We start from the raw sequence: 26,541 nt of genomic DNA on the forward strand, positions 1-26,541 counted from the left end.
TGCCAGATGCGCGGTATAGCGATTCGCTGGCCGCACAAATGCGGGAGCCTCGCAGCCGTGTTCCCGGTTGGGAACCTCAGTTCTGCACACCGCCGCCGTTATCGCCACCCAGCGTGCCCATGAATTGCCGGTAGTGCCGCAGCTCGTCGATGGAGTCGCGCACGTCGCTCAGCGCCGTATGCGCCGAACTCTTGGCAAAGCCGGAGGCCACTGCCGGTGCCCAGCGCCGCGCCAGTTCCTTGATGGTGGACACGTCCAGGTTGCGGTAATGGAAATAGCGCTCCAGGCGCGACATCTGGCGGTGCAGGAAACGGCGGTCCTGACAGATCGAATTGCCGCACATCGGTGAAGCGCCAGCGCGGATCCATTCGCCCAGGAAGGCCACTGTCTGCGCCTCGGCTTGCGCGTGGGTGACCTGGCTGTCGAGCACGCGTTGCCACAGGCCGGAGCGGCGGTGCTGGTTGCGGTTCCACTCGTCCATCGCTTCCAGGGTTTCCAGCGAATGGGCAATGGCCAGTTCCGGCCCCTCGGCGAGCACGTTCAACTGCGCATCGGTCACGATGGTGGCGATCTCGATGATCGAATCGCGATCGGTATCCAGGCCGGTCATTTCCAGATCGATCCAGATCAGTCGGTCGTTGCCCGCAACGTTGTCTGCCATATCACCGTCCTGTGGAGGGCCGTTGCCGGCCGGGTGCTGAAAGGGCGCGCATCATACCGCGGCCATGCCGATCAGGGCACGAGCGGCGGCTTGCCACGCTTGGCGCGAAAGTAATTGGTCAGGCGCAGCCCGGCCTCGGCGGCCAGCACCCCGCCGCTGACCTGCACGCGATGGTTGTGGCGTGGGTCGGCGAGCAGGTCGAACACGCTGCCGCACGCGCCGGTCTTGGGGTCGCTGGCGGCAAACACCACCCGCGCAATGCGCGCATGGATCATCGCCATGGCGCACATTGCACACGGCTCCAGCGTCACGTACAGCGTGCAGCCGATCAGGCGGTGGTTGGCCAGCCGCCGGCCGCCTTCGCGCATGGCCATGATCTCGGCATGCGCACTGGGGTCGTGGCTGGCGATGTTGAAGTTCCAGCCCTCGCCGAGCAGCGCGCCGGTGGGATCCACCAGCACCGCGCCGACCGGAATCTCGTCATAGTCGCGCTCGGCGCGTTCGGCCAGCCGCAAGGCGTGAGTCATCCATTGCTGGTCGATTTGCAGGTGTGCGTCTTGCGCGTAGTGATCGGGCGACACGCTCACGGGGTGCGGTTGCCCTGCCGCTCCAGGAACGCGGCAAAGGCGGCGACGGTGGCTTCGCTGACGTGGTGTTCGATGCCTTCGGCGTCACGCCGCGCGGTGGCCTCGTCGATACCCAGCGCAAGCAGGAAGCGCTCGACGATCTGGTGCCGCTGCCGGCTGGAGGCCGCCAGCGCTTCGCCGGCCGGGGTCAGAAACACGCCGCGATACGGCCGCTGCACCACCCAGCCATCGCGCACCAGGCGCTTGAGCATCTTGGCCACGGTGGGCTGCGCCACGCCCAAACGCGCAGCGATATCGACCTGGCGCGCCTCGCCACCGTCGACCAGCAGATCGGAGATCAGCTCGACATAGTCTTCGACCAATTCGGCACGGCGCGCCTCGCGCACCTGGCGGAAGCTCTCCATGTGCACCTGCGCATCGATCAATACCGGTGCGGACGCGTCCAGCTTTTCGCTCTTGCCCACCCTTGTCCTCGTCATCGCCTCGGCGCAACTGCCGGGATGCGTAGTGTGAAGCACGGCGCCGATCAATACGATTGAGATTGCCAATGCTCAACAGCATAGCACTTGCTATATCATCGGCCGCGTCCCGTCTTTCCGCCCGCCCATGTCCAGCGAGATCGTCCCGAACGCAGAACCCATTCGCCCAGCCGATGGTGGACTGGGTGCCGCTCACGCCAGCGTCGCCGTGCCCAAGGGTGGCCACTGGTGGTTCCGGTTGCTGGCGTTTCTGGGCCCTGGCTACATGGTCTCGGTCGGCTATATGGACCCGGGCAACTGGGCTACCGACCTGGCGGGCGGCTCGCAGTTCGGTTATCTGCTGCTGTCGGTGATCCTGCTCTCCAACCTGATGGCCATCGTGCTGCAGGGGTTGTCGGCACGGCTGGGCATCGCCACCGGCCTGGACCTGGCGCAGGCCTGCCGCGCACGTTACCCGCGCGGCATCAACCTGGCGCTGTGGGGGCTATGCGAGCTGGCCATCATCGCCTGCGATCTGGCCGAAGTGATCGGCACGGCGATCGCACTCAAGTTGCTGTTCGGCATTCCGCTGACACTGGGCGCCATCATCACCGCGCTGGACGTGGTGTTGGTGTTGTTGCTGATGAACCGCGGCTTCCGTGCGCTGGAAGCGTTCGTCATGGCATTGCTGCTGGTGATCTTCGTGTGCTTCGGCATCCAGATCGCGCTGGCGGCGCCGCCGATCGCCGCAGTGCTGACCGGCTTCATCCCGCGTGCCGACGTGGTGACCAACCCGCATGCGCTGTATCTGGCGATCGGCATCATCGGTGCCACCGTGATGCCGCATAACCTGTATCTGCACTCGTCGATCGTGCAAACGCGCGCATATCCGCGCACCGATGCAGGCCGCCGTTCGGCACTGCGCTGGGCAGTCACCGACAGCACCGTGGCCTTGATGTTCGCGTTGTTCATCAACGCAGCCATCCTGATCCTGGCCGCGGCGGTGTTCCATGCGCAGGGCCGCACCGATGTGCAGGAGATCGAACAGGCGCATGCGCTGCTGGCACCGATGCTCGGCGTCGGCCTGGCCTCGACCCTGTTCGCAGTGGCGTTGCTCGCCTCGGGCGTCAATTCGACAGTGACTGCAACCTTGGCCGGGCAGATCGTGATGGAAGGTTTCCTGCGCCTGCGCTTGCCGCCGTGGATGCGTCGCCTGCTCACCCGCGGCATCGCCATCGTGCCGGTAGTGGTGGTGACCTGGCTGTATGGCGAAGCCGGTACCGCCCGCTTGCTGGTCTTGAGCCAGGTGGTGCTGTCGATGCAGTTGCCGTTCGCGGTGATCCCGTTGGTGCGCTTTGTCGCTGACCGCGGCTTGATGGGCGCATTGGTGGCACCGGCATGGCTGGTGCGCATTGCCTGGGTGATTGCCCTGGTGATTGTTGGCTTGAACCTCAAGCTGCTTTGGGAATTCGCGTTGGGGTGAGAGGCAAGCGGGCGGCGGCACTGCGCACGCTTGTGCTTGCACGTGCCCGTGTTGCAGATGTTGCTGAAAGTGCACTGCACCTGCGCTGCACCGCCCTGCACTGGCGATGCGGTCCAACGCATCGAGATGCAGCCTGTCGCGAGATGCAGCCACGCCAGTGCGCACGCCGATGCAATCTCGCGCGCCGCGCGCACGCTTTACTGGCGGCAGCATCGGCGCCGGCGGCCTGCCGCCTACCCGCAATCGTCTTCCTGGTCGCAGTGGCGAACTCAGCCGTTGGCGCAACCGGTGCGCTTCCCCACCAAGGAGTTTCCATGCATCCGTTCGAGCCGTCTCCGGCCGATTCCGGGCGACGCAATTTTCTCGTTGCCGGCACGGTCGCGGTGGCAGCGTTGTCGCTGCCCGCCTTCGCCAGTGCGGCAACTCCCGCGCGTGCGTCATCCATTTCCCCGACCCATCCCACCTCTCACGGAGCTACACCGATGTCGAACTTTGTCACCCGCCCCGATAGCGCCAAGATCTTCTACAAGGACTGGGGCAAGGGCCAGCCCGTCGTGTTCTCGCATGGCTGGCCGCTCAGCGCCGATGCCTGGGATGCGCAGATGCTGTTCATGGGTCAGAACGGCTTCCGCGTCATTGCACATGACCGCCGCAGCCACGGCCGTTCCAGCCAGACCTGGGACGGTAACGACATGGACACTTACGCCGATGATCTGGCCGCGGTGATCGAGGCGCTGGATCTGAAGGACGCCATCCTGGTGGGCCATTCCACAGGCGGTGGCGAAGTGGCGCATTACGTCGGCCGCCATGGCAGCAAGCGCGTGGCCAAGGTGGTGCTGGTGGGCGCGGTGCCGCCGCAGATGGTCAAGAGCCCGACCAACCCGGGCGGCCTGCCGATCAGCGTATTCGACGGCATCCGCGAAGGTGTTGCCAAGGACCGTTCGCAGTTCTACCAGGACCTGACCACCCCGTTTTTCGGTGCCAACCGCGACGGCAATAAAGTCACCCAGGGCATGCGCGATTCGTTCTGGCTGCAGGGCATGCTGGGCGGGCACAAGGGCCAGTACGACTGCATCAAGGAATTCTCGGAAGTGGATTACACCGCTGACCTGAAGAAGATCGATGTGCCGGCGCTGGTCGTGCATGGCGACGACGATCAGATCGTGCCGATCGATGCATCGGGCAAGCTGTCGGCCAAGATCATCAAGAACGCCGAGCTGAAGATCTACGCCGGTGCGCCGCACGGACTGCCGGTGACCCACGCCGACCAGTTCAACAAGGATCTGCTGGCCTTCGCCAAGGCGTGATCCAGTTGATTGCGTGAAAAGCCGGCTCGCGAGAGCCGGCTTTTTTTATGGATCCTCTTGGGGCACTTGGTCTGGATCACTGCCATCGCGGCAGCAGAGCATGCGCTTTGGATTAGATAGGCAGGTAACCAATCGCCTGTTCTGGATCGTCGGCATTGTGTTGATCGCCTCGTGGGTGGTGGCGGTGGTGTTTACGCCGTATCTGGGCGTCAAGCTGCTGCTGGATCTGAAGAAGATCGAAGGCTGCCACGCCGCGATGTACGACACGCCGCGCTACCGTTTGGTTGCAGGCCAATCTGGGTTCTGGTGGCGAAGAATGCAGGCGCTGGGACATCGCGGTTGCTTCAGCCTCTGCCCTGCCTTTGCCGGAATCGGCATATTGATTACGCATACCTGTACCAGCGGCATGATCGAGCATCAGCGCACACCCTGGATCACGCGCTCACTTGCAACTCAGCAATCCGAGATGATCCCAATCAGGCTATCACCTCGTCCAGATGCCGGTAGCCGGCCTGCGAGGCAACTCCGTCCGCGCCGGACTGACAGTGTGCCCACCTGCGATTCGCCCACAAGGCGCAGGCCACACGCACCAGAACGCAATGGCCTGACGGCGCCATATCGCGCTGCAAAGCACGCTTTTCTCGCGTGCACGTCATTGATCTAAGATCGCCTGAGCGTGACCGTGCTCGGTAGCAGCACACATCCGACAAAACACAACGGGCGCCCCTACCAGGCGCCCGTTGCACGTTTTGCGATCTGCATTCGCCGCGCGGCTAACAAGCCCGGCAAACAGACTCCAGTCGCCTGCGGATCAAATATCCGAATGCGTATGCGGCGGCACCGCCGCACCACCGCCGCCCACAAAGTGGCGCACGAGCGGTGCGCGCTCGCCCTGATGCAGGGCACGAATCTGCTCCTGCAGCTGGCGGTCGTCGCCGGTTACGCGCTCGTGCTGACGCAGGTGTTCCAGCCACGAGGCCACGATGAAGTATTCCAGCTGCACGCCGGGCGTGGCGGCGTCCTCGGCCACGCCCCACACCACCGCGCCGTCGCGGCGGCGTGCACTGCCCAGCTGTGTCACCAGGCGCACAAACTCTGCACGTGCGTCATCGGCGATGCGGTATTCCACGGTCACCAGCACCGGGCCACGGTCGTGTTCGACACCATCGGCCTGCGCCGGTACGGGCCAGTGGCCCGCCGGTGCGAGATCGAGCTGCTCGGTACCGGCAATGCGTGCGCGCTTGACCAGCAGTGCGGCAATCACTGCACCGGCCGCGGCAATCTGCAGTGCGATCGCGATCGACGTGCGTTGCGCCAGCGCACCCCACAACAACGAACCGCTGGCCATGCCGAGCGAGAACACCACGATATACAGCGACAGCGCACGGGCGCGCACCCAGGCCGGTACCGAGGTTTGCGCAGCGATCTGCAGCGACGACAACACGGTGATCCAGGCCAGGCCGTTGACCACCATCACCACACACAACACGCCAATCTGGCGCGAGAGCGCCAACCCCAGCAGCGAGGCTGCGCAGATCAACGTGGCGACGAACACCAGCAGGTCGCGGTCATAGCGTGCACGCAAGCGCGGCAATACCAGCGCACCACTGATCGCGCCAATGCCGATGCAGCCCAGCAACAGACCGTAACTGCCCGCGCCCAGCTGCATGTCGCGGCGGACCACCAGCGGCAACAAAGCAGTCAGCGCGCTGGCGAACAGGAAGAAGCCGGCCGCCTTGATCAACACCGCCTGCAGACGCCCGGCGCGCGCCGCATAGCGCAGACCGGCACGCAGGCCCGCACCAAAGCTCTCCGGCGGCAATGCGGATGCCTGCGTCTCGCGACGCCAGCGCCACAGCACCCACATCATCAAGCCGAAGGTGAGCCCATTGAGCAGGAAGGCCCATGGCGGGCCGAACTGCGCCACGATCAAGCCGCCGATTGCCGGCCCGATCGACCGCGCGATATTCATGCCGATCGAGTTGAGAGCCACTGCCGAGGCCAGCAACGGGCGCGGCACCAACTCCGAGACGATCGCCGCTTGCGCCGGCATTGCCATCGCCGCGCCCATGCCCATGGCGAAGGTCAGCGCGACCAGTACCCACGGGGTGAGCAACTGCAGGTGCGACAGCAGCGCCAGCGACGCGGCCACCAGCAGCATCCAGCCCTGGGTGAGCATGAGATAGCGGCGGCGGTCGACGATGTCGGCCAAGGTGCCGGCGGCGAGTGCGAACAACACCACCGGCAAGGTGGTGGCCGACTGCACCGCCGCCACCATCAGCGGCGAACCGGTCTGTTCGGCCATCACCCAGGAGGCGGCCACATCGTTGATCCAGGTGCCGATGTTGCTGCCTAGGATGGCGAGCCACAGGGCACGGAAGATCGGTTGGCGCAGCGGTGCCCAGGCACCGGCGTCAGCCGGTGGGATCGAAGCGGTTGTCATTGCCACACTCCAGAACGGAAAAACGCGCGATCCTGCCAGGTGCGCGCGACGGACACTGCACACGCCTTCTCAAGGTTGCAGACCTGCGCTGCAACGCTGCGCTGACCTCTCGCCGCAGCCAGGCGCTGCTGCGGCCTTAAAACGCGAAACATGCGCATCCCAATGCCCCCCAGAAGCCGCGCAGATCGTCGCTGGGTGCGGCATGGTGGGCGGCATGCCCATGTGCGCCGTGGGTGCGGCAGCCAGGGCCATGCGCATGCGCCACGCTGGCCAGCCCGCTCACCGCACCGCCCACGTGATAGCCGCCAAAACGGTTGACCGGCGACCATTCCGGCATTGCCGGCGGCAGGCTGGGCGCCAGTGCAGCGAAGTCGCCGTCACCGTGCACCACGGCACCGCCCAACACGGTCAGCACGCTGGTGATATCGGCGATGGCGGCATCGTCGACGCGGAAATAGTCATCCGACAACACGATGAAATCGGCCAACTGACCAGGCGCCAAGGTGCCCTTCTTGTCTTCATCACCGGAGAACCAGGCACTGCCCTGCGTCCACAAGCGCAAGGCCTGTTCGCGTTCGAGCAGGTTCTCGTCGCCATACAGTGCCAGCCCGCCGACGGTGCGGCCGGTGACCAGCCACGACAGCGCCACCCACGGGTTGTAGCTGGCCACGCGCGTGGCATCGGTGCCCGCGCCCACCGGCACACCGGCCGCCAACATGCGCCGCACTGGCGGCGTATGGCGCGCAGCCTGCACGCCGTAGCGCTGTACGAAGGCTTCGCCCTGATAGGCCATGCGGTGCTGCACCGCGATGCCGCCGTTCAACGCGCGGATCCGATCGATGTTGCGTGGCGTGATGGTTTCGGCGTGATCGATGAACCAGTGCAGGCCATCGAACGGCATGTCCGCGTTGACACGCTCGTAGACATCGAGAATGCGCGCGATGCTTTCGTCATAGGTGGCGTGGATACGGAACGGCCAGCGTTTTTCCACCAGCAGGCGCACCACCTGCTCCAGTTCCGGTTCCATCTCCGGCGCAAGCTCGGGGCGCGGCTCACTGAACTGCTCGAAGTCGGCCGCCGAGAACACCAGCATTTCGCCGGCACCGTTGTGGCGCAGCAGATCGTCGCCCTTGCGGACCGGCAACACCTCGGTCCAACCCCGGAAATCGGCAACTTCCTTGCCCTTGTTCTGGGTAAACAGGTTGTAGGCGATGCGCACGCTCAACTGCCCGGCCGCATGCAACTGCTCGATGACCTGATAGTCCTCCGGATAGTTCTGGAACCCGCCACCGGCGTCGATGACCGAGGTGATGCCCAGGCGGTTGAGCTCGCGCATGAAGTGGCGCGTGGAGTTGGCCTGGTATTCGATCGGCAGCCGCGGCCCTTTCGCCAGGCTGGCATACAGGATCAGCGCATTCGGCTTGGCCAGCAGCAGGCCGGTGGGATTGCCGAGCTTGTCGCGCTCGATGCGGCCACCTGGCGGATCCGGCGTGGTCTTGTCGTAACCACATGCACGCAACGCCGCGCGATTGAGCAAGGCGCGGTCGTACAGATGCAGCAGGAACACCGGTGTATCCGGCGCGATCGCGTTGATTTCATCCAGGGTCGGCAGGCGCTTTTCAACGAACTGATGCGCGGTGAAACCGCCGACCACGCGCACCCACTGCGGCGCCGGCGTGCGGTCGACCTGCGCCTTGAGCAATGCCATGGCATCGGCCAGCGAGCGCACGCCGTCCCAGCGCAACTCCAGGTTGTAGTTCAACCCGCCGCGAATGAGATGCGTGTGGCTGTCGTTGAGCCCGGGCACCACGCGTCGCTGCTGTGCATCGATGACACGCGCCTGCTTGGCCATGGCCATGATCTGCGCGTCGTCACCCACTGCCACGATGCGGCCATCGGCCACCGCCAGCGCAGTGGCGCTGGGTTGGCGCGGGTCAAGCGTGGTGATACGTGCATTACGGAGAATGAGATCGACCATCGGAGGCGTCCTGTTGGCAGTCAACGCAGCAGGCGCAATGCCCAGTGCAAGGCCGGCGGCGGCACCCTGCAACAGCTGGCGCCGGCCGGCATCGTGGGAATCAGTGGGCGTACTCATGACGCGTGCCGCCGACGCAGGCCGTCCAGCGACCACGCGCCACCGCCGGCGCAGACCAGCGCCAGCAAGACCAGCGCCCACATCAGCGGGTATTCCATGCCGCCATGCATCCAGAACCAGCCCTTGGGAATGGCAATCACCACGGTGGTGGCAATGAACGCCGCGGCCAGTGCCGCGCTGGCGCGCGTCCACAGCCCGATCAGCACCGCCACTCCAGACAGGCTCTGCACCAGCGCCAACAGCAGCGGCAGTGGCGCCGTCGCTGGCAGCCCGAACTGCTGCAATTCCGCAGCAAAACCGGCAAGGCCGGGGCCGTTGAACCAGCCCAGCAACTTGCCCAGGCCATGCGGCAGCAGAAACCCGCCGCCAGCCAGCCGCAGCATCAACAGCGCCGCGTCCAGGCCCGGCGAGCGTGCCGGTGCGTGGCTGTTCAATGTCCGCCTTCCTGCGCGCCGAACATGGTCTTGGCGTATTGAATGCCGATGCCGTAGCCGCCCGCATGCGCACGTGCGATGCCGGTGGTGAGGTCGTAGGTGTCGCTGCGCGCCCAATCGCGCTGCAGTTCCAGCAGGTACTGCACGCTGGTGATCGGTGCTGCGCCGGCCTGCACCATTCGCGCAATGGCGCGCTCGTGCGCTTCATCGCTGACATCGCCGCAGGCATCGGTGATCACGTAGACCTCAAAGCCCTGTTCGATCGCCGACAACGTCGGCCCGACGATGCACACGCTGGTCCACAAACCGGCGATCACCAGGCGGCGCTTGCCGATCGCGTTGATGCGGTCGATCACGCCCTGGTCTTCCCAGGCATTCATGCTGGTGCGGTCGAACACCGGCTCGCCGGCGAAGATCTCCGGCAGCTCTGGAAACAGCGGGCCGGAGAACGACTTCTCCGCCACCGTGGTGAGCACCACCGGCACCTGGAAGCCCTTGGCGGCCTTGCCGATCAGCGCCACGTTGTTGCGCAGGGCCGAGATGTCGATGGTGTGGGTGGCAAACGCCATCTGCGACTGGTGGTCGATCAGGATCAGGGCGTGGTCGTTCGGCGACAGCAGGGACTTGCCGGGGACGGCGGTGGCGGTGGTCATCGGTGGTGCTCCAGGAGTGGTGAGAAGGAAGACGTGGCAGCCCGCGGCGCACTGGCCGGCGTGCTGTGTGCGGTAGTGCAGACGGTCTGCGCGGCAAAGCGCGCCGGCGTGCAGCCGGTGGCATGGCGGAAACTGCGGACGAAATGGCTTTGATCGAAGAAGCACAGCTCGCTGGCGATCTGGCTGATCTTGTGGCGGCCTTCGCGCAGCAAGGCCTGTGCGCGCTCAATGCGGCGGCGGCGCAGATATTCCATCGGACTGGCGCCGACCACGTCGCGAAACACACGCGCAAAATGGAAGCGGCTCATGCACGCGGCCGTGGCCAGATGGGTCACCGTGATCGGTTCGCACAGATGCGTGTCGATGTACTGCATGGCTCTTGCCACCGCACGGATGCGCGGTGCTTCAAGTGCGTTGCATGCGTGGGGCGCGGTGCGGCAGTCGACGGCAATGCCACGTGCCATGCGGCGTCTCCGTTGGGGGTGCGGCCATGGTGCGGTGGGCAGGTGCGCGCTCCCACCCCAGATGGTGAGGTCAATCGCCCCCTCTTTCGGGGGGGCCGCCGCAGTGACCTGTGTGCAGGATCGACACGCGTTGGCGCGGTTCGCGCGCAGCAGGGAGCGCCGATGCAGCCGCGTGCAGGCCACGCCGCACGGCGCGGCACACCGCCCAGACTCATCGGTCACGCACCACGCCAAACAAGCGGACGCGGCCGACCACACCCATGCACTGCGCGATACTCCAACCGTGCCGCGTGCGCTCATGCCCGCGGGAGTTGCAAGCCGTCACCGCCCTACTCCACTGCGCAGTGCGCGTCCTCCCCCGAAAGAGGTGGTGGTGCTTCCCCCGATCTCGTCCGACAATGCTGCGATGCCGCATGAGCCCGTCAGCTACCCCGCTTCGTCGTTACGCCTGCGCGTTACGCAGTGGGTCACGCTGGCGTGCTGTTGGCTGCTGCTGTGTGTACCGGCATGGGCGAGCGGGATCGCCGCAACACGCGACGGCGTGCTGCAGTTTCACCACACCGCCTGGAGCACCGAGCGCGGCGCACCGGCCGACATCTGGGATATCGCGCAGGCCGATAACGGCCCGTTGTGGCTGGCGACCGGTTTTGGCTTGTTCCAGTTCGATGGTGACCGCTTCGCACGTGTGCCGCCGCCCAATGGCGAGGCGTACGCATCGCACAACATGACCGCGCTGACACTCGCACCGGACGACACCGCGTGGATCGGGTATTTCGGTGCCGGGATCGACCGTCTCGCCGACGGTCACCTCACCCACTTCGCACCAGGCAAGGACCTGCCCAGCGGCATGGTGTTCAAGCTGGAGCGCGATGGCAGCGGGCGCCTCTGGGCCGCAATCGATGGCGGCTTGTGCTGGTTCGATGGCACGCGCTGGCACCGTGCCGGTGCCGACTGGGGCTACCCGGCCGCACGCGCACAGTGGTTGCTGCGCGACCGCCGTGGCGTGCTGTGGGTCAGCGACGGCACCCAGCTGCTGCGCCTGCCCGCAGGCGGCAAGCGCTTCGAACCCAGCGGGCAGCCGGTCGGCCCGTTCACCACCATGGCCGAGAGCCCCGATGGCAGCGTCTGGGTCGCCGACCCGTATCGCGGAATCTTTGCATTGACCGACGCGCGCGGGCAGCTGCTTCCCGCCGCAACACGCGCGCAGCCGCGCTTTGCCGGGCTGTTTGCGCGCCGTATCCGCTTCATGCGCGACGGCGCGCTGTGGGGCACGGACTACGCGGCCGGTGGTGTGTTCCGGATCGCCACGCCGCTGGCGCTGGCGCCGGTGCTGGAACATGTAGGCACGCTGCAAGGCCTGACCTCGGCAACCGCCGGCCCGTTGCTGGAAGACCGCGAAGGCAACCTCTGGGTCGGCACCAACCTGGGCTTGAATCGCTTCCGCCACCGCGCGCTGTTGCCATTGGCCGCATTGCTGCCCGGCCCGGCCACCGCGGTGGAGATGTTCACCAGCCGCAGCGGCGCAGCGCCGGGGCCGCTGGTTGCCGCATTGCGCGACAACCGCCTGCTCGCACTGACGCGCCTGCGCATCGATCGGATGCAGCACGGCGGTGCAGCCGGCACGCTCGCTGTGCCGAACACGTTACGCAGTTGGGTGTTGGCCGAACACGCGCTGCTGCGTCTGCAGGGCGGCCTTGTGCAACCAGTCCCATTACCGCTGGGCGTTGCGCCCGGCGAAATACGTGCGTTGCTGGTCGATGCGACGGGCCAGCCGCTGGTGTGCCCGGATGCGCGTGGGCCGTATCGCTACGACAGCACCGGCTGGCAACCGCTGGCCGGCGTGCAGGAAACCCCATGCTCGGTGCTGGCGCGTGCGCACGATGGCGCACTGTGGATCGGTGACGTCAAAGGGGAGCTGCGCTTGCTTCGTGGCAATCGCGTGCGCCGCTATAGCGCAGCGGACGGTTTGTCGGTCGGCCCGATCACCGCCCTGTGGAGCAGCCCCGCGCTGACCCTGGTGGCCGGCGAAGCGGCGGTGGCCGTGCTCGGACCCGATGGCCGATTCCGCACCTTGCCCGACCAGGCCAGCCCGCTGCTGCAGGGGGTCACCGGTATCGTGCAGGACGCCGCCGGCGGGGTCTGGTTGAACGGCAATCGCGGCGTGGTGCACCTGAGCCTGCAAGCGTTGACGCAGAGCGTGCAGACCGGCCTGCCGGCGCCATCGCTGCGCCTGTACGACACCATGGATGGCCTGCCCGGCATCGCCCAACAGGCCACGCCGGTTCCCAGCGCGCTGGCCGCAGCCGATGGCCTGCTGTGGTTTGCCACCAACCAGGGCCTGGCCTGGCTCGACCCCAGCCAGACCTATCGCAATCCCACCGCGCCCACGGTCGCCATCACCGAGGTGGTCGCCAACGATCGTCCGTATCCGCTGCAGGCCGCGCTGCGCCTGCCCAAGTGGAGCGACCGCCTGCGCATCGGCTACGAAGCGGTCAGCCTCACCCGCCCCGAGCGCGTGCGCTTCCGCTACCGGCTGGATGGCGTGGACGCTGCCTGGCAGGACGCCGGCAATCGCACCGAGGCGTTCTATACCAACCTGGCGCCTGGCCGTTATCGCTTCGAGGTGGCCGCCGCCAACAACGATGGCGTGTGGAATGCACGTGGCGACGCCCTCGACGTCGCCATCGAACCGGCGTTCGTGCAGACCTGGCAATTCAAACTGTGCTGCGTGCTGGCCGTGGTCGCGGCCCTGGCGGTGGCGTGGCGCTTGCGCACCCGGCATGTGGCCGGACGCCTGCGTGCGCGGTTGGAAGAGCGCTACCGCGAGCGCGAGCGCATCGCCCGCGAGCTGCACGACACCCTGTTGCAAGGCACACAGGGGCTGATCCTGCGGCTGCATACCGCTAGCCGCTCGCTGGCCTGGGATGACCCCCGCCGGCAGGAACTGGAAAAGACCGTCGAACTGGCCGAGCGCGCCCTCATCGAAGGGCGCGACCGCGTCAACGGCTTACGCGACACCCACTCGCTGCGCACCGATCTGGCCGGCGCGTTGCAGCAGGCGCGCGAAACCACCATGCCGATCCCCACCGCAACCCTGGACGTGCTGGTCAATGGACGCCCGCTCGTCTTGCGCGCGCTGGTGGCCGACGAACTGTTCCAGCTCGGGCGCGAAGCGCTGAGCAATGCCGACCGGCACGCCCGCGCAAACAAGATCGTCCTGGAACTGCGTTACGGTTCACGTGACTTCGTGCTGCGCATCCGCGACGATGGCTGCGGCCTGACGCCGGACGTACTGCACGGCCACGCCCGCACCGGGCACTGGGGATTGACCGGCATGCAGGAACGCGCGCGGCGCATCGGGGCACAGATGCAACTGTGGTCGCGGCCCGGCAGTGGAACCGAAGTGCAGATCGTCGTCCCCGCGCGCGCTGCGTACGCTCGACCACCCAAACGCTGGTGCTGGCCCTTTCAAAACGCACGACCCACGGAGACTCCCCATGGCTGATACGACACGACCGACCGCGGTGCTGGTGGTGGACGATCACCCACTGTTGCGTGACGGATTGAGCGCCATGCTGGGCGCCGAGCGCGACATGCAGGTGGTGGGCGAAGCCGAGGATGGCGAACAGGCTGTGGACTACTACACCCGCCTGCGCCCGGACGTGGTGCTGATGGATCTGCAGATGCCACGCGTGGACGGCGTGCAGGCGATCCAGCGCATCCGCCAACTCGATCCCATGGCCAAGGTCATCGTCCTGACCACCTATACCGGCGATGTGCGTGCCGTGCGCGCCCTGCAGGCCGGTGCCTGCGGGTATCTGCTCAAGAGCGCGTTGCGGCGCGAACTGGTGGACACCATCCGCGACGTGCGCCGCGGTCAACGCCGCCACGTGCCCGCCTCGGTGGCCGAGAACATCGCCGCGCACGTGCTCGACGACGCCTTGTCCGCACGCGAGACCGAGGTGCTGAACCTGGTCGCCACCGGCTGCTCCAACAAGCAGATCGGCAACGCGCTGGGCATCTCCGAAGAAACCGTCAAGGCGCACATGAAGAACATCCTGTGCAAGCTCGGCGTGCGCGACCGCACTCACGCGGTCACCGTTGCGCTGCGTCGCGGGATCCTGTCGCTGGAGACCTGAGGGCGCCACAGCCACTGGCGGACGGGCGCCGCCCGCCTGCCCCGCTCACCGCGCCGGCGCACGCGGCAGCAAACAGTGCAGCGGCGCCCAGCTACCCTCATCCGCGCCTGGCGCCCCTGCCAACAGACCACACCTTGCCGACCGCACGCCCGCTGAGTGCGACGCGCTCGACCATTCTTGAACGCGAGGCGAAGCCGCCGGCGACACGGCGCTGCCAAACCGATCGGCTTCGGCTATCGTATGCACCGCCAGCGGCTCGGGGAGCCGCTTCAGCATCTTGTCCGGCAGCCGATAACGGCTACGTCCGACCGCCGCACCGTGCTGCGGCGGTGCTCGACTCAATCATTTAAACGCGTTCAGGGGAATTGCGATGCTTCGTCACTCTTTGCGGGTGCGCCTGCTGTTGCCGGTGCTGGCCTTGGTGCTGGTCGTGGTGGTGGCACTGACGGTCATTCTGGCCATTACCGAGGCCAACCGGGTCAAATCGGAAACCGCAGACGCCATCGAGCGCCAGTCGGTCTCCCTGCAGACCCTGTTCTCGGTCACCCGCGCGATGATGCTCGATCGCGTCAATTCCTCCATGCGCCAGCTGCGCAAGGAAGCCAACGCCCAGGGCGCGCCCAGCGTGGGCAATGACGTCCGCGTGGCCGACCGCAACGCCAACGACCTGTTGCTGGGCCAGAAGTCGCAGGCCAACGTGTTCGACATGCTCGACGACGTCACCGCGATCCACGAAGGCACCGCAACGCTGTTCTCGCGCACCGGTGACGACTTCGTGCGCATCTCCACCAACGTCAAGAAGGACGACGGCAGCCGCGCCATCGGCACCGTACTCGATCCCACCGGCCAGGCCGCCGCCAAGCTGCGCAACGGCGAAAGCTTCTACGGCGTGGTCGACATCCTCGGCAACCCGTATGTCACCGGTTACGAGCCGATCTTTGCCGGCAACGACAAGCGCGTCATCGGTGCCTGGTACGTCGGTTACAAGGCCGACACCCAGGCCCTGGAAAACGTGGTCAGCAGCCGTCGCGTGCTCGACTCGGGCTTCATCGCCATCTTCGACAGCAAGAACACGCTGCGCTTCCAGTCCACCACCGGCGCCACCACCGACACCGCCACCATCGAGCGGATCGTCAAGGAAAGCCCGAACGATTGGGTCGTCACCAAGCAGGAAGTGCCGGACTGGGGCTTCACGCTCGTCTCGGCCTACCCCAAGAGCGACGTCAACGGCGTCATCGTGCGCCAGTCGCTGTGGATCGCCGGCATCGGCCTGCTGGTCTGCGCGCTGTTGCTCGGCTTGCAGTGGGCCTTGATCTGGAATCGCGTGTTGCGGCCCATCCAGCACTTGACCACCGTTGCCGAAGAACTGAGCCTGGGCAAGTGGAACCACACCATTGCCGAGGTCAACCTCAAGGATGAAATCGGTACCCTGGCGCGCGCCATTTCCCGCCTGTCCAACAGCGTTCGGTTGGCCATGGAACGCCTCAGCAAGCGCTGAGCCGTGCTGTATAACTCCGCACCAGATGATGCAAGGAAGACGCCATGTCCACTGAATTCCGTCCGCTGATCGAGGTCCTGCGCGAGCTCAAGGCGCTGGCGCTGAAGAAGGCGTCCGGCTTTCTGTTCGTCGTCACCGAGGAGAACCACTCCTGCATCATCCGCATCAATGCGGGGCAGATCGAAGAAGTGGTGTTCCGCATGCTGCGCAATGATGAGGCTGTGCAACGCCTCACCATGGTCGGCGCCGCCAAGGCCCGTTTCCAGGTCGACCCCGGCGCCGGCATGGGCAAGCCTTCGCTGCTCAGCGAGGACTCGCGGCAATGGCTGATGGGCGGCTTCGAACAGGACCTGGGCGGTGCACCCGCCCCGGTGCGTGCACCGGTTGCCGCCGCTCCGGCGCCGGCACCTGCGACACCCCTGGCAACGTCCGCACCGGCATCCGTCGGCAACGGCGCAGTCCCGGACGACGCGGTCCGCCAGGCACTGGAACGCGTCGCGCTGAATTACCTCGGACCGATCGCCGGCATGTTGTGCGACGAAGCCTGGGATGCCTCCAGCGACATCGAACAGGTGCTCAGCCAGCTCGCCGCCAACCTGGCCACGCCGCAGGAAGCGCAAAAGTTCATGACCGACGCCCGCGTGGCACTGGCCAAGGTGCGTTGACGCCCGCGTTCAACGTAACCCTGCAACAAGCCGCGCAGTGCGCGGCTTTTTTTTGCGGCGGCATCGTGCGGCCTGATTGCCAGCGATGGAACTGACAGACATAAAAAAGGCGCCTTGCGGCGCCCTTTTCGTTCGATCTCGCGAGCAGAACCAACTCACTCCCACTCAATCGTCGCAGGCGGTTTACCGGAGATGTCGTAGACCACGCGCGAGACGCCGCGCAGTTCGTTGATGATGCGGTTGCTCACCGTGCCGAGGAAGTCGTATGGCAGGTGCGCCCAATGCGCGGTCATGAAGTCGATGGTTTCCACCGCGCGCAGTGCGATCACCCATTCGTAGGCGCGCGCATCGCCCACCACCCCCACTGACTTCACCGGCAGGAATACCGCGAATGCCTGGCTGGTCTTGTCGTACAGATCGGCCTTGCGCAGTTCGTCGATGAAGATCGCATCGGCCTTGGCCAGCAGCTCGGCGTATTCGCGCTTCACCTCGCCCAGGATGCGCACACCCAGGCCCGGGCCCGGGAACGGATGGCGATACACCATCGTGCGCGGCAGGCCGAGCTCGACGCCGAGACGACGCACTTCGTCCTTGAACAATTCGCGCAACGGCTCGACCAGGCCCAGCTTCATGTGCTCAGGCAGGCCACCCACGTTGTGGTGGCTCTTGATCACGTGCGCCTTGCCGGTCTTGCTGCCGGCCGACTCGATCACGTCCGGATAAATCGTGCCCTGCGCCAGCCACTTGGCATTGGCCAGCTTGTTGGATTCTTCGTCAAAGATATCCACGAACAGGTTGCCGATGATCTTGCGCTTGGCTTCCGGGTCGCTCACGCCTTCGAGCTTGGTGAAGTAGCGGTCGGCCGCATTGACGCGGATCACCTTGACGCCCATGTGCTCGGCAAACATCGCCATCACCTGGTCGCCTTCCTGCCAACGCAGCAGGCCGGTGTCGACGAACACGCAGGTCAGCTTGTCACCGATCGCCTTGTGCAGCAGCGCCGCGACCACCGACGAATCCACACCGCCGGACAACCCCAGAATCACTTCATCGTCGCCCACCTGCTCGCGCACGCGCGCAATCTGGTCATCGATGATGTTGGCCGCGGTCCACAGCGTCTGGCAGCCACACACGTCCACCACGAAGCGCCGCAGCAAGGTCTGGCCCTGCAGCGTATGCGTCACTTCCGGGTGGAACTGCACGCCGTACCAGCGCTTGTCTTCGTTGGACATCGCCGCCACCGGAATACGGTCGGTCACGGCAGTAATCGTGAAGCCCGGCGGCACCTGCGACACGTGGTCGCCGTGGCTCATCCATACATTCAGGCGCGAAGCACCGGCGTGGTCGGTCAAGCCAGAGAACAGTGCATCGGCCGCCACTACATCGACTTCGGCATGACCGAACTCGCGCTGATCGGCCGCCTCGGTGGCGCCGCCCAACTGCGCAGCCAGTGTCTGCATGCCGTAGCAAATACCGAACACCGGCAAACCGCTGTCGAACACTTCCTGCGGCGCAACCGGCGCACCCGGCAAGGTGGTCGACTCCGGCCCGCCCGACAGGATGATGCCCTTGGCACCGAACCCGGCGATTTCGGAAGGATCGTGATCCCAGGCCCAGATCTCGCAGTACACGCCAATTTCGCGAATACGTCGCGCGATCAGCTGGGTGTACTGCGCGCCGAAATCGAGGATGAGGATCTTGTCGTTATGGATGTTGGTCATTGAGAGCCGGGAATCGGGAATCGGGAATCGGGATTGGAGAATCGCAACAGCAAACGCGGCGCCAGCCGCTGTCGGACGAGGAAGCGGCGGGCTCTTACGATTCCCGATGCGCGATTCCCCATTCCCGCGCGCTGGTTTAGCCAGCGCGATAGTTCGGCGGCTCTTTGGTGATCTGCACGTCGTGCACATGGCTTTCGCGTTGACCGGCGCCGGTGATCTTGACGAACTTCGGCTTTGTGCGCATTTCCTCGACCGTGGCGCAGCCAACGTAGCCCATGGTCGCGCGCAGGCCACCGATCAGCTGATGGATGATGCCGCCCACCGGGCCGCGATACGGCACCCGGCCCTCGATGCCTTCGGGCACCAGCTTGTCGGCGTCGGAAGCGTCCTGGAAATAGCGGTCCTTGGACCCCTTCTCCATCGCGCCCAGGCTGCCCATGCCGCGGTAGCTCTTGTAGCTGCGCCCCTGGAACAACTCGACTTCGCCGGGTGCTTCTTCGGTGCCGGCCAGCAAGCCGCCGACCATCACCGTGGACGCGCCGGCCACCAGCGCCTTGCCGATATCGCCGGAGTAACGGATACCGCCATCGGCAATCAGCGGGATGCGGTCCTGCAGTGCTTCGGCCACCATGTCCACCGCGGTGATCTGCGGCACACCCACACCGGCCACCACACGTGTGGTGCAGATCGACCCCGGGCCCACGCCGACCTTGACCGCGTCGGCGCCGGCATCCATCAGCGCCAGCGCAGCATCGCCAGTGACGATATTGCCGCCGATCACCTGCAGGTGCGGATAGGTTTTCTTGACCCAAGCCACGCGGTCGATCACGCCCTGCGAATGGCCATGCGCGGTATCGACGATCACCACGTCCACGCCCGCAGCAGCGAGCAGTTCGATACGTTGTTCGGTATCGCCGCCCACACCCACCGCCGCGCCCACCAGCAAGCGCTTGGCGTCGTCCTTGGCGGCGTTGGGGTTATCGGTCTTCTTCTGGATGTCCTTGACCGTGATCAGCCCGCGCAGCTCGAAGCTGTCGTTGACCACCAGGATCTTTTCGATGCGGTTGCGATGCAGCAGCTCGAGCACTTCCTCATCGCTGGCGCCTTCGCGCACAGTGATCAGGCGATCCTTCTTGGTCATGATGTGGCGGACCGGATCGTCGAGCTTCTTTTCGAAGCGCATGTCGCGGCTGGTGACGATGCCAACCAGTTCGCTGCCATCCACCACCGGCACGCCGGAAATGTTGCGCGCGCGGGTCAGCGCGATCACTTCGCCGATGGTGGTGTCCGGGCTCACCGTAAACGGCTCGGTGATCACGCCGGACTCGAACTTCTTGACCTTGGCCACCTCGGCCGCCTGCTGCGCCGGGGTCAGGTTCTTATGGATGATGCCGATGCCGCCCAGCTGGGCCATCGCCACCGCCAAACGGTGTTCGGTCACCGTATCCATGGCCGCGGACAAGATCGGCAGTTTGAGGCGCAGGTCGCGTGTCAGCCGAGTTTCAAGGCTGACGTCCTTTGGCAGGACAATGGAATGCGCGGGGACGAGCGAGACGTCGTCGTAGGTAAGAGCTTCAGCCTGGATGCGGAGCATCGGCGGACCCGAGTTTGGGGAAGCGCGACATTTTACCCTGAAAGCGGCCGCGAAGACACTGCGGCAGCTGAGTGCCGCCGCAATGCTGCGTTACGCGGACGGCTCAACCAGCCGCATCGGCCGCCTCGAGCGTGTTCTGCATCAGCGTGGCCACCGTCATCGGCCCTACCCCGCCCGGCACCGGGGTGATCCAGCCAGCGCGCTGCGCCGCGGCCTCGAACCCCACATCGCCGACCAGGCGTCCATCGTCCAGGCGGTTGATGCCCACGTCGATGACCACCGCGCCAGGCTTGACCCATTCGCCCGGAATCAGCCCCGGCCGGCCCACCGCCACCACCAGGATGTCGGCGTTACGCACGCTGGCTTCCAGCACATCCGGCGGGGTGAACTTGTGGCAGCTGGTCACCGTGCACCCGGCAATCAGCAGCTCCAGACCCATCGGCCGGCCCACGTGGTTACTCACCCCGACGATGGTGGCGTTGCGCCCGCGCACCGGCTGGTCGGTATGCGCCAGCAAGGTCACGATGCCGCGCGGGGTACACGGCCGCAAACCGAATTCGCGCAGCGCCAGATGCCCGACGTTCTGCGGATGGAACCCGTCCACATCCTTGCGCGGGTCGATGCGCTGGATCAGCCGGTTGGCATCGGGAATGCCTGGCAGCGGCAACTGGATCAGGATGCCGTGGATCTTGGGATCGGTGTTGAGCTGGTCGATCAACGCGGCCAGCTCGGCTTCGGTGGTGCCTTGTGGCAGGTCGTAGTCGAAGGCCTCGATGCCCACTTTTTCGGCCGCACGGCGCTTGTTGCGCACATACACCGACGAAGCCGGATCGCCGCCTACCAGCACCACCGCCAGCCCGGGCCGGGTCTTGCCCGCCGCCAGGCGCGCATCCACGCGCAGCTTCAGACCGTCGAGCAATTCCTCGGCAATGCGGCGACCATCGAGGAGGCGGGCCGGAGCGAGGGCAGCTGGCGCGGGAGCGGTCATGGGGCGTCAGGTGTAGAGTCGAAGGCCGTCTATTGTCCCCGATTCCGCCATGACCGACACCACTTCGATCGAAGCCGCCGCGTTCCGCCGCCTGCTGCAGCATCTCAACCAGGACCGCACCGACGTGCAGAACATCGACCTGATGATTCTTGCCGGCTTCTGCCGCAACTGCCTGGGCGACTGGTACCGCGAAGCCGCCGAGGCGCAAGGCCAACCCATGAGCAAGGAGCAGGCGCGCGAAGCGGTGTACGGCATGCCATTTGCGCATTGGAAACAGCAGCACCAACAGGAAGCGACACCGGAACAGCTGGAAGCCTTCGCGGCGGCGCAGCGCAAGCACGGCTGAGCGATGACAGCCGGCACGTTATGTGCTGGCCGTTCTGAATCACCTTAAAGCGGCCGACGAAACGTCGCGAGCAATCGTCAAGGCGGGTGCGAAGAAACCTAAGTGCCTCGGGCAAATGCAGATCCCGAGCACCGGCCGCGCCCGCCTGCCAGTTACGCGGTGATTTGACCGCTGTGTTTAGTCCCACTCAGCCGTTTCTTCGCGCAACTCCTGCGGCAGCGCATCGCGATTGAGCGTGCGGCTCTCGCGCTTGGGCGGGGTAAAGGGCGTGGGCTTGGGCACGGTCGGCATGATGTTGCCGTACATCAGCCCTGCCCCGGCGCGCACATTGCCCGCGGCAATTTCCAGCTCCAGGCGCTCGGCATCGCGGCGCCGGATCTCGCGCGCAATCGTGCGGGCCTCATCCTCGTCCACGCCCAGTTCGACCAGGGCCACTTCGCCGAACGCGACCGCCGACTCGAAGGTTTCGCGGATCTGGTAGTCCACGCCAGCAGCAATCAACTCCAAAGCGTGTTCGCGATCAAAGGAACGCACCAGCAATTTCGCGTGCGGGAACTCGCGCGTTGCCAATTCGACGATGCGATTGGCCGCCTCGCGGTTGTCAACGCACACCGCAATCGCACGCGCGGTATGTGCACCGGAGGCATGCAACACATCCAACCGGGTGCCATCGCCGTAGTAGATCTTGAACCCGAATTCCTCCGCGCTCTGAATCATCTCGATGTCGTTGTCGATGATGGTCACGTCCACATCGCGCGCCAGCAGCGACTGGCTGGCCACCTGACCGAAGCGCCCGAACCCGATGATCAATACGCTGCCGGTCTGGCCGCTGGCTTCCTCCACGCCATCCAGCGACACCGCCGCTGCCGGCGTCAGGCGCCGCTGCAACAGCACGAACAACGGCGTCAGTGCCATCGACAACACCACGATCGCGGTAAGGCTGGCATTGACCTGCGCGTCGATGACACCGGATGCGGACGCCGCCGCGAACAACACAAACGCAAACTCGCCGCCCTGCGCCATCAGCACGCCACGATCCAGCGCCTGCCGGTGATCGCTGCGCATCAGGCGCGCCACCGCATAGATGCACACCGCCTTGCCCACCATCAACGCCAGCACGCCGACCAGGATCAAGCGCCAGTCCGCCGCGACCACGCGCAGATCCAGGCTCATGCCGACACCCAGGAAGAACAGACCCAGCAGGATGCCGCGGAACGGTTCGATGTCGGCTTCGATCTGATGGCGGAAGGTGGATTCGGACAACAGCACACCGGCCAGGAACGCACCCATCGCCATCGACAGCCCGCCGACCTGCATCAACAACGCGGCGCCGAGCACCACCAGCAGCGCGGCGGCGGTCATCACCTCGCGCGCCTTGCTGGCGGCCAGGATGCGGAACAAGGGATTGAGCAACCACCGGCCGGCCACCAGCAGTCCAACGATGCAGGCCAGGCCAATGCCAATGCCCTGCCAACGCTGCGAAGCGGCTTGCGGGTCGCCACTGGCGCCCATCCAGGCCACGATCGCCAACAGCGGCACGATCAGCAGGTCCTCGAACAGCAGGATCGCCACGATCTTCTGCCCCGATGGCAGCGCCACGTCGCCGCGCTCGGCAAGCAACTGCATCACCACTGCAGTGGAGGTCAGCACGAAACCGGAAGCGGCCACGAAGGCCACCGGCGGCGCAAAGCCGAGCAGGATGCCGATGCCAGTCAAGACCAGCGCGCACACGCAGATTTGCACCGTACCCAAGCCAAAGATTTCAGAACGCAAGCTCCACAGATGCGAGGGCCGCATCTCCAGCCCGATCACGAACAGGAACATCACCACACCCAGTTCGGCCACATGCAGGATCGCCTGCGGGTCATCGAACAGGCCAAGCCCGAACGGCCCGATCGCCAAGCCGGCGGCCAGATAGCCGAGCACCGAGCCAAGGCCCACCCGTCGAAACAGCGGGATGGCGACCACTGCAGCGCCCAGCAGGGTCACCACGTTGATCAGTTCACTGGATTCGGCAGGCTGGCTCATGCCAAGGATTCTAGCGGCACGTGGCGGCCGCTGGCCTGCACGTGCTTGCGCATGTGACGCGCGATATGGATGGCAGCGATCTCAAGCATGGCACCACTCTTCGCTGACGCGCGGACCCAAAACGACGAACGGCGCCCAATGGCGCCGTTCGTTGCAACACTGCTAGCCGAACACTCAACCGCGTGCGTCGGCCGCGGCCAAGGCGCTGCGAATGATTTCCTTGGCCGGCGCGCCATGCTTCTCGTGCTCGAGCGCAAAGTGCACCGTGGCCTCGATCAAACCGATGTGCGCGCCGCAGTCGAAGCGACGGCCCTCGAAACGGAACGCGTCGACCTGTTCCTGCTTGAGCAGCTCGGCGATCGCATCGGTGAGCTGGATCTCGCCACCTGCACCGGCGCCCGTGGACTCCAGGTACTCGAAGATCTTCGGGCTGAGCACGTAACGACCGACGACCGCCAGGTTGCTCGGCGCCACTTCCGGCTTGGGCTTTTCGACGATGGCATTGATGCGGCCCTTGCGGCCGTCGAACGCATCGGTAGAAACAATTCCATAGCTGGCCGTCTTGTCGTGCGGCACATCTTCCACGGCGATCACGCTGCCGCCGGAGGCTTCCGCCACGTCCGCCATCTGGGTCAGCGCAGCATCGCCGCGGTTCCACATCAGGTCGTCGGGCAGCAGCACCGCGAACGGTTCGTCACCGACCACGGCCTTGGCACACAGCACTGCATGGCCCAGGCCGAGCGCTTCGGCCTGCGTCACAAAAATGGCGCGGACGCCTTCGGGCAGTGCATGACGCACCAGCTCCAGTTGCTCGAGCTTGCCTGCGCGCTCGAGCTTCTGCTCCAGCTCATAGGCCTTGTCGAAGTAGTCGGCGATCGAGTGCTTGTAGCGATTGGTGACGAAGATCAGCGTATCGCAACCGGCCTGGATGGCTTCGTCCACGGCGTACTGGATAAGCGGTTTATCGATGATCGGCAGCATTTCCTTCGGCACCGTCTTGGTTGCCGGAAGAAAGCGGGTCCCAAGACCTGCGACGGGGAATACGGCCTTGCGAATACGCTTGCTCATTAAAGTCTTCTGACCTCACGTGCGGGGAATGGAACGACCGTATCAGATCGCGCGTCGACTTTCCGTCGAGCAGCCGCAAAATCCGGCATCAGACTGCCCAGCACAGTCTCCATTGCGTTGATGTCATAGCGGTTAACCGCTTCGCGCAGGCGCGTCACCAGTTGCAACACCTGCTCGTGCGAGAACTCGCGCACACCGGCTTCCAGGATCTTGGGATGCGCGGTGGGTCGGTAGTCCTCGTCGGAATAGAACAAGGTCTCGTGCAATTTTTCGCCCGGGCGCAGACCGGTGTAGAGAATGGCGATGTCCTTGCCCGGCTGTTTGCCTGCCAGGCGGATCATCTGCTCGGCCAGGAGCCGGATCGGCACTGGCTCGCCCATGTCCAGCGTGTAGATCGCACCGTGCGACGCAGATGCTGCGGCCTGCACCACCAGCTGGCAGGCTTCGGGAATGGTCATGAAGTAACGCGTCACATCCGGATGCGTCACCGTGACTGGGCCGCCCTGCCGGATCTGTTCGCGGAACAACGGCACCACGCTGCCGGCCGAATCCAGCACGTTGCCGAAGCGCACGGTGATGAAGCGCGTCGGCGCATCGCGGGCGTCAAGACTCTGGCAGATCATCTCCGCATAGCGCTTGCTCGCGCCGAGCACGTTGACCGGCTCCACCGCCTTGTCGGTGGAGATGAACACAAACGTTTCGATCCGCGCCCGCTGGCAGGCACGCGCCACGTTCTCGGTTGCGAGCACGTTGTTGCGCACCGCTTCGCGCAGCTGCTCTTCCAGCAGCGGCACCTGCTTGTAGGCGGCCGCATGGAACACGGCATCGGGCGTAGCAGTGCGTAAGGCATGCGCCACCACTGCCGGGTCGCCGCAGTCGCCAAGCACGCGCACCACTTCGATATCTGGGAACAACCGGCGCAGGTCCGAATCGATGGTCAGCAGCGCCAGCTCATCGATTTCCAGCAGCACGATGCGACGCGCGCCATGACGCGCGCACTGCCGGCAGACTTCCGAGCCGATCGAACCGCCGGCGCCGGTCACCATCACGGTCTTGTTGGTGAGCCAGTCGCGGATCAGGCGCCAGTCCGGCGTGACCGGCTTGCGGTTGAGCAGGTCCTCGATCGCCACTTCCTTCAACTCGCCTGGCAGCGACCGGCCCTCCAGCACGTTGATCAGCTTGGGCACCATCCGGAACGGCAGACCGGTGCTTTCGCAGATGGCCACCACCCGCTGCATGCCGGATGCATCCAACGATGGAATCGCGATGACGAGGAGCTTGGCCGCAGTTTCCTTGGCGATCGCCGCGGCCTGATCCAGATTGCCCAGCACATTCAGGCCCTGGATCTTGGCGCCGTGCAAATGGGTGGCGTCATCCAGAAAGCCGACCGGGACGAACGTGCCGCTACGGCGCAGGTCACGCACCAGACCCTCGGCCGCACGCCCTGCGCCAAGAATCAGCACCCGCTGCGCGGCATCGCCAGAGTGGGCAATTTGGTAATCCTTCCAGGCGCGGTAGAGCAACCGCGGCGTGCCGAGCAACGCCGACAGCGCAAACGGATAGACCACCAGCACCGAGAGCGGCACGCCATCAAGGCGGTCGTACGACAACGCCAGCACGATCGCGACCAGGCCGAGAAAACTGGACTTGAAGATGTTCCACAGATCCGGCACCGAGGCAAAGCGCCAGAGGCCGCGATACAACCCCATCCGCCAGAACACCAGCCCCTGTGCGACCAAGACCACCGCCGTACGCCAATCCCACAGTGGCAGGTCTGGCGCGTCGCGCAGCATGGAGTAACGGCCCGCATGCAGCAGCTGCCAGCACACCCAGACCATCAGCAGGTCATGGACGACCACGGCGATCTGTGGAAGCGACTTGGTCAAACGATCACGCCAGGAAATCATAA

Annotated in this window: 21 protein-coding genes and 1 pseudogene; 8 read left to right on the forward strand and 14 right to left on the reverse strand. The window is 65.5% G+C overall.

The window, feature by feature from the left end; genetic code table 11:
- Positions 1-76 precede the first annotated feature (76 nt).
- The 3 genes from orn to mntR form a co-directional block, all read right to left on the reverse strand.
- Complete coding sequence (gene orn / locus ACD584_RS14935) at positions 77-661, reverse strand: oligoribonuclease (protein ID WP_012438217.1); 585 nt, start codon at positions 659-661, stop codon at positions 77-79.
- 71 nt (positions 662-732) lie between these two features.
- Positions 733-1,248: a tRNA adenosine(34) deaminase TadA gene (gene tadA / locus ACD584_RS14940; protein WP_076035689.1), complete on the reverse strand. Its 516-nt coding sequence runs from the start codon at positions 1,246-1,248 to the stop codon at positions 733-735.
- Positions 1,245-1,712, reverse strand: a complete 468-nt coding sequence (gene mntR, locus ACD584_RS14945) for a manganese-binding transcriptional regulator MntR (protein WP_014507874.1) — start codon at positions 1,710-1,712, stop codon at positions 1,245-1,247. The genes tadA and mntR overlap by 4 nt, the downstream gene beginning before the upstream one ends.
- A 142-nt stretch (positions 1,713-1,854) precedes the next feature.
- Here mntR and ACD584_RS14950 point away from each other — a divergent pair, with 142 nt between their 5' ends.
- From ACD584_RS14950 to ACD584_RS14960, 3 genes and pseudogenes are all read left to right on the forward strand, one after another.
- Complete coding sequence (locus ACD584_RS14950) at positions 1,855-3,189, forward strand: Nramp family divalent metal transporter (RefSeq protein ID WP_076035688.1); 1,335 nt, start codon at positions 1,855-1,857, stop codon at positions 3,187-3,189.
- A gap of 482 nt (positions 3,190-3,671) precedes the next feature.
- Positions 3,672-4,496, forward strand: coding sequence for an alpha/beta fold hydrolase (locus ACD584_RS14955; protein ID WP_076035687.1), 825 nt, complete (start codon positions 3,672-3,674; stop codon positions 4,494-4,496).
- A 133-nt stretch (positions 4,497-4,629) separates the two neighbouring features.
- A pseudogene (locus tag ACD584_RS14960) lies at positions 4,630-4,773 on the forward strand (AcrB/AcrD/AcrF family protein); the annotation flags it as partial.
- Positions 4,774-5,307: 534 nt separating this feature from the next.
- Here the strand turns inward: ACD584_RS14960 and ACD584_RS14965 are convergent.
- The 5 genes from ACD584_RS14965 to ACD584_RS14985 form a co-directional block, all read right to left on the reverse strand.
- Positions 5,308-6,939: an MFS transporter gene (locus tag ACD584_RS14965; RefSeq protein ID WP_076035686.1), complete on the reverse strand. Its 1,632-nt coding sequence runs from the start codon at positions 6,937-6,939 to the stop codon at positions 5,308-5,310.
- Between the two features lie 136 nt (positions 6,940-7,075).
- Positions 7,076-8,917 (reverse strand): amidohydrolase, encoded by a 1,842-nt coding sequence (locus tag ACD584_RS14970; protein ID WP_175611782.1) that lies wholly within the window; start codon positions 8,915-8,917, stop codon positions 7,076-7,078.
- A gap of 113 nt (positions 8,918-9,030) precedes the next feature.
- Entirely contained in the window at positions 9,031-9,468 is a 438-nt protein-coding gene (locus tag ACD584_RS14975; RefSeq protein WP_076035684.1) for a DoxX family protein, read from the reverse strand.
- Positions 9,465-10,121: a hydrolase gene (locus ACD584_RS14980; RefSeq protein ID WP_042599234.1), complete on the reverse strand. Its 657-nt coding sequence runs from the start codon at positions 10,119-10,121 to the stop codon at positions 9,465-9,467. The genes ACD584_RS14975 and ACD584_RS14980 overlap by 4 nt, the downstream gene beginning before the upstream one ends.
- Entirely contained in the window at positions 10,118-10,585 is a 468-nt protein-coding gene (locus ACD584_RS14985; RefSeq protein ID WP_057672335.1) for a helix-turn-helix transcriptional regulator, read from the reverse strand. Before ACD584_RS14985 ends, ACD584_RS14980 begins: the two co-directional genes overlap by 4 nt.
- 406 nt (positions 10,586-10,991) lie before the next feature.
- On the opposite strand from ACD584_RS14985, the gene ACD584_RS14990 reads away from it, so the two are divergent.
- From ACD584_RS14990 to ACD584_RS15005, 4 genes are all read left to right on the forward strand, one after another.
- Positions 10,992-14,090, forward strand: a complete 3,099-nt coding sequence (locus ACD584_RS14990) for a sensor histidine kinase (protein WP_076035683.1) — start codon at positions 10,992-10,994, stop codon at positions 14,088-14,090.
- Complete coding sequence (locus tag ACD584_RS14995; protein ID WP_011037326.1) at positions 14,083-14,724, forward strand: response regulator transcription factor; 642 nt, start codon at positions 14,083-14,085, stop codon at positions 14,722-14,724. The genes ACD584_RS14990 and ACD584_RS14995 overlap by 8 nt, the downstream gene beginning before the upstream one ends.
- Positions 14,725-15,094: 370 nt before the next feature.
- Positions 15,095-16,222: a Cache 3/Cache 2 fusion domain-containing protein gene (locus ACD584_RS15000; protein WP_076035682.1), complete on the forward strand. Its 1,128-nt coding sequence runs from the start codon at positions 15,095-15,097 to the stop codon at positions 16,220-16,222.
- 44 nt (positions 16,223-16,266) lie between these two features.
- On the forward strand, positions 16,267-16,887 hold the full coding sequence (locus ACD584_RS15005) for a hypothetical protein (protein ID WP_076035681.1): 621 nt from the start codon (positions 16,267-16,269) through the stop codon (positions 16,885-16,887).
- Positions 16,888-17,042: 155 nt separating this feature from the next.
- Here the strand turns inward: ACD584_RS15005 and guaA are convergent, their stop codons facing one another.
- The 3 genes from guaA to folD all read right to left on the reverse strand — a co-directional run bounded on the left by guaA (position 17,043) and on the right by folD (position 21,190).
- The gene (gene guaA, locus ACD584_RS15010) at positions 17,043-18,608 is read right to left on the reverse strand and encodes a glutamine-hydrolyzing GMP synthase (protein ID WP_070691377.1); all 1,566 of its coding nucleotides are present in this window, start codon (positions 18,606-18,608) and stop codon (positions 17,043-17,045) included.
- Positions 18,609-18,744: 136 nt separating this feature from the next.
- Positions 18,745-20,202, reverse strand: coding sequence for an IMP dehydrogenase (guaB, locus tag ACD584_RS15015; RefSeq protein ID WP_076035680.1), 1,458 nt, complete (start codon positions 20,200-20,202; stop codon positions 18,745-18,747).
- A 103-nt stretch (positions 20,203-20,305) separates the two neighbouring features.
- Entirely contained in the window at positions 20,306-21,190 is an 885-nt protein-coding gene (gene folD / locus ACD584_RS15020) for a bifunctional methylenetetrahydrofolate dehydrogenase/methenyltetrahydrofolate cyclohydrolase FolD (RefSeq protein WP_011037331.1), read from the reverse strand.
- Positions 21,191-21,239: 49 nt separating this feature from the next.
- Between folD and ACD584_RS15025 the strand changes: the two genes are divergently transcribed.
- Positions 21,240-21,536, forward strand: coding sequence for a DUF1244 domain-containing protein (locus tag ACD584_RS15025; RefSeq protein ID WP_011037332.1), 297 nt, complete (start codon positions 21,240-21,242; stop codon positions 21,534-21,536).
- Positions 21,537-21,713: 177 nt separating this feature from the next.
- Here ACD584_RS15025 and ACD584_RS15030 read toward each other — a convergent pair whose 3' ends face one another.
- The 3 genes from ACD584_RS15030 to ACD584_RS15040 all read right to left on the reverse strand — a co-directional run bounded on the left by ACD584_RS15030 (position 21,714) and on the right by ACD584_RS15040 (position 26,539).
- Positions 21,714-23,564: a monovalent cation:proton antiporter-2 (CPA2) family protein gene (locus tag ACD584_RS15030; protein ID WP_076035679.1), complete on the reverse strand. Its 1,851-nt coding sequence runs from the start codon at positions 23,562-23,564 to the stop codon at positions 21,714-21,716.
- 174 nt (positions 23,565-23,738) lie between these two features.
- Positions 23,739-24,632, reverse strand: coding sequence for a UTP--glucose-1-phosphate uridylyltransferase GalU (gene galU, locus ACD584_RS15035; protein ID WP_012438207.1), 894 nt, complete (start codon positions 24,630-24,632; stop codon positions 23,739-23,741).
- The gene (locus ACD584_RS15040; protein ID WP_175611452.1) at positions 24,632-26,539 is read right to left on the reverse strand and encodes a nucleoside-diphosphate sugar epimerase/dehydratase; all 1,908 of its coding nucleotides are present in this window, start codon (positions 26,537-26,539) and stop codon (positions 24,632-24,634) included. Before ACD584_RS15040 ends, galU begins: the two co-directional genes overlap by 1 nt.
- Positions 26,540-26,541 lie beyond the last annotated feature (2 nt).

The organism is Xanthomonas sp. NCPPB 2922 (genome assembly GCF_041520885.1).
Taxonomy (GTDB): Bacteria; Pseudomonadota; Gammaproteobacteria; order Xanthomonadales; family Xanthomonadaceae; genus Xanthomonas; species Xanthomonas campestris.

Excerpts from the sequence above, each read along its gene's own strand:
- ACD584_RS14980 (WP_042599234.1), bottom strand. The coding sequence starts at position 10,121 with ATGACCACCGCCACCGCCGTCCCCGGCAAGTCCCTGCTGTCGCCGAAC.
- ACD584_RS15040 (WP_175611452.1), bottom strand. The coding sequence starts at position 26,539 with ATGATTTCCTGGCGTGATCGTTTGACCAAGTCGCTTCCACAGATCGCC.
- ACD584_RS15025 (WP_011037332.1), top strand. The coding sequence starts at position 21,240 with ATGACCGACACCACTTCGATCGAAGCCGCCGCGTTCCGCCGCCTGCTG.
- ACD584_RS15030 (WP_076035679.1), bottom strand. The coding sequence starts at position 23,564 with ATGAGCCAGCCTGCCGAATCCAGTGAACTGATCAACGTGGTGACCCTG.
- ACD584_RS15005 (WP_076035681.1), top strand. The coding sequence starts at position 16,267 with ATGTCCACTGAATTCCGTCCGCTGATCGAGGTCCTGCGCGAGCTCAAG.
- ACD584_RS14970 (WP_175611782.1), bottom strand. The coding sequence starts at position 8,917 with ATGGTCGATCTCATTCTCCGTAATGCACGTATCACCACGCTTGACCCG.
- ACD584_RS15000 (WP_076035682.1), top strand. The coding sequence starts at position 15,095 with ATGCTTCGTCACTCTTTGCGGGTGCGCCTGCTGTTGCCGGTGCTGGCC.
- ACD584_RS14990 (WP_076035683.1), top strand. The coding sequence starts at position 10,992 with ATGCCGCATGAGCCCGTCAGCTACCCCGCTTCGTCGTTACGCCTGCGC.
- ACD584_RS14965 (WP_076035686.1), bottom strand. The coding sequence starts at position 6,939 with ATGACAACCGCTTCGATCCCACCGGCTGACGCCGGTGCCTGGGCACCG.
- orn (WP_012438217.1), bottom strand. The coding sequence starts at position 661 with ATGGCAGACAACGTTGCGGGCAACGACCGACTGATCTGGATCGATCTG.
- guaA (WP_070691377.1), bottom strand. The coding sequence starts at position 18,608 with ATGACCAACATCCATAACGACAAGATCCTCATCCTCGATTTCGGCGCG.
- folD (WP_011037331.1), bottom strand. The coding sequence starts at position 21,190 with ATGACCGCTCCCGCGCCAGCTGCCCTCGCTCCGGCCCGCCTCCTCGAT.
- ACD584_RS14955 (WP_076035687.1), top strand. The coding sequence starts at position 3,672 with ATGTCGAACTTTGTCACCCGCCCCGATAGCGCCAAGATCTTCTACAAG.
- guaB (WP_076035680.1), bottom strand. The coding sequence starts at position 20,202 with ATGCTCCGCATCCAGGCTGAAGCTCTTACCTACGACGACGTCTCGCTC.
- ACD584_RS14995 (WP_011037326.1), top strand. The coding sequence starts at position 14,083 with ATGGCTGATACGACACGACCGACCGCGGTGCTGGTGGTGGACGATCAC.
- ACD584_RS14985 (WP_057672335.1), bottom strand. The coding sequence starts at position 10,585 with ATGGCACGTGGCATTGCCGTCGACTGCCGCACCGCGCCCCACGCATGC.
- galU (WP_012438207.1), bottom strand. The coding sequence starts at position 24,632 with ATGAGCAAGCGTATTCGCAAGGCCGTATTCCCCGTCGCAGGTCTTGGG.
- ACD584_RS14950 (WP_076035688.1), top strand. The coding sequence starts at position 1,855 with ATGTCCAGCGAGATCGTCCCGAACGCAGAACCCATTCGCCCAGCCGAT.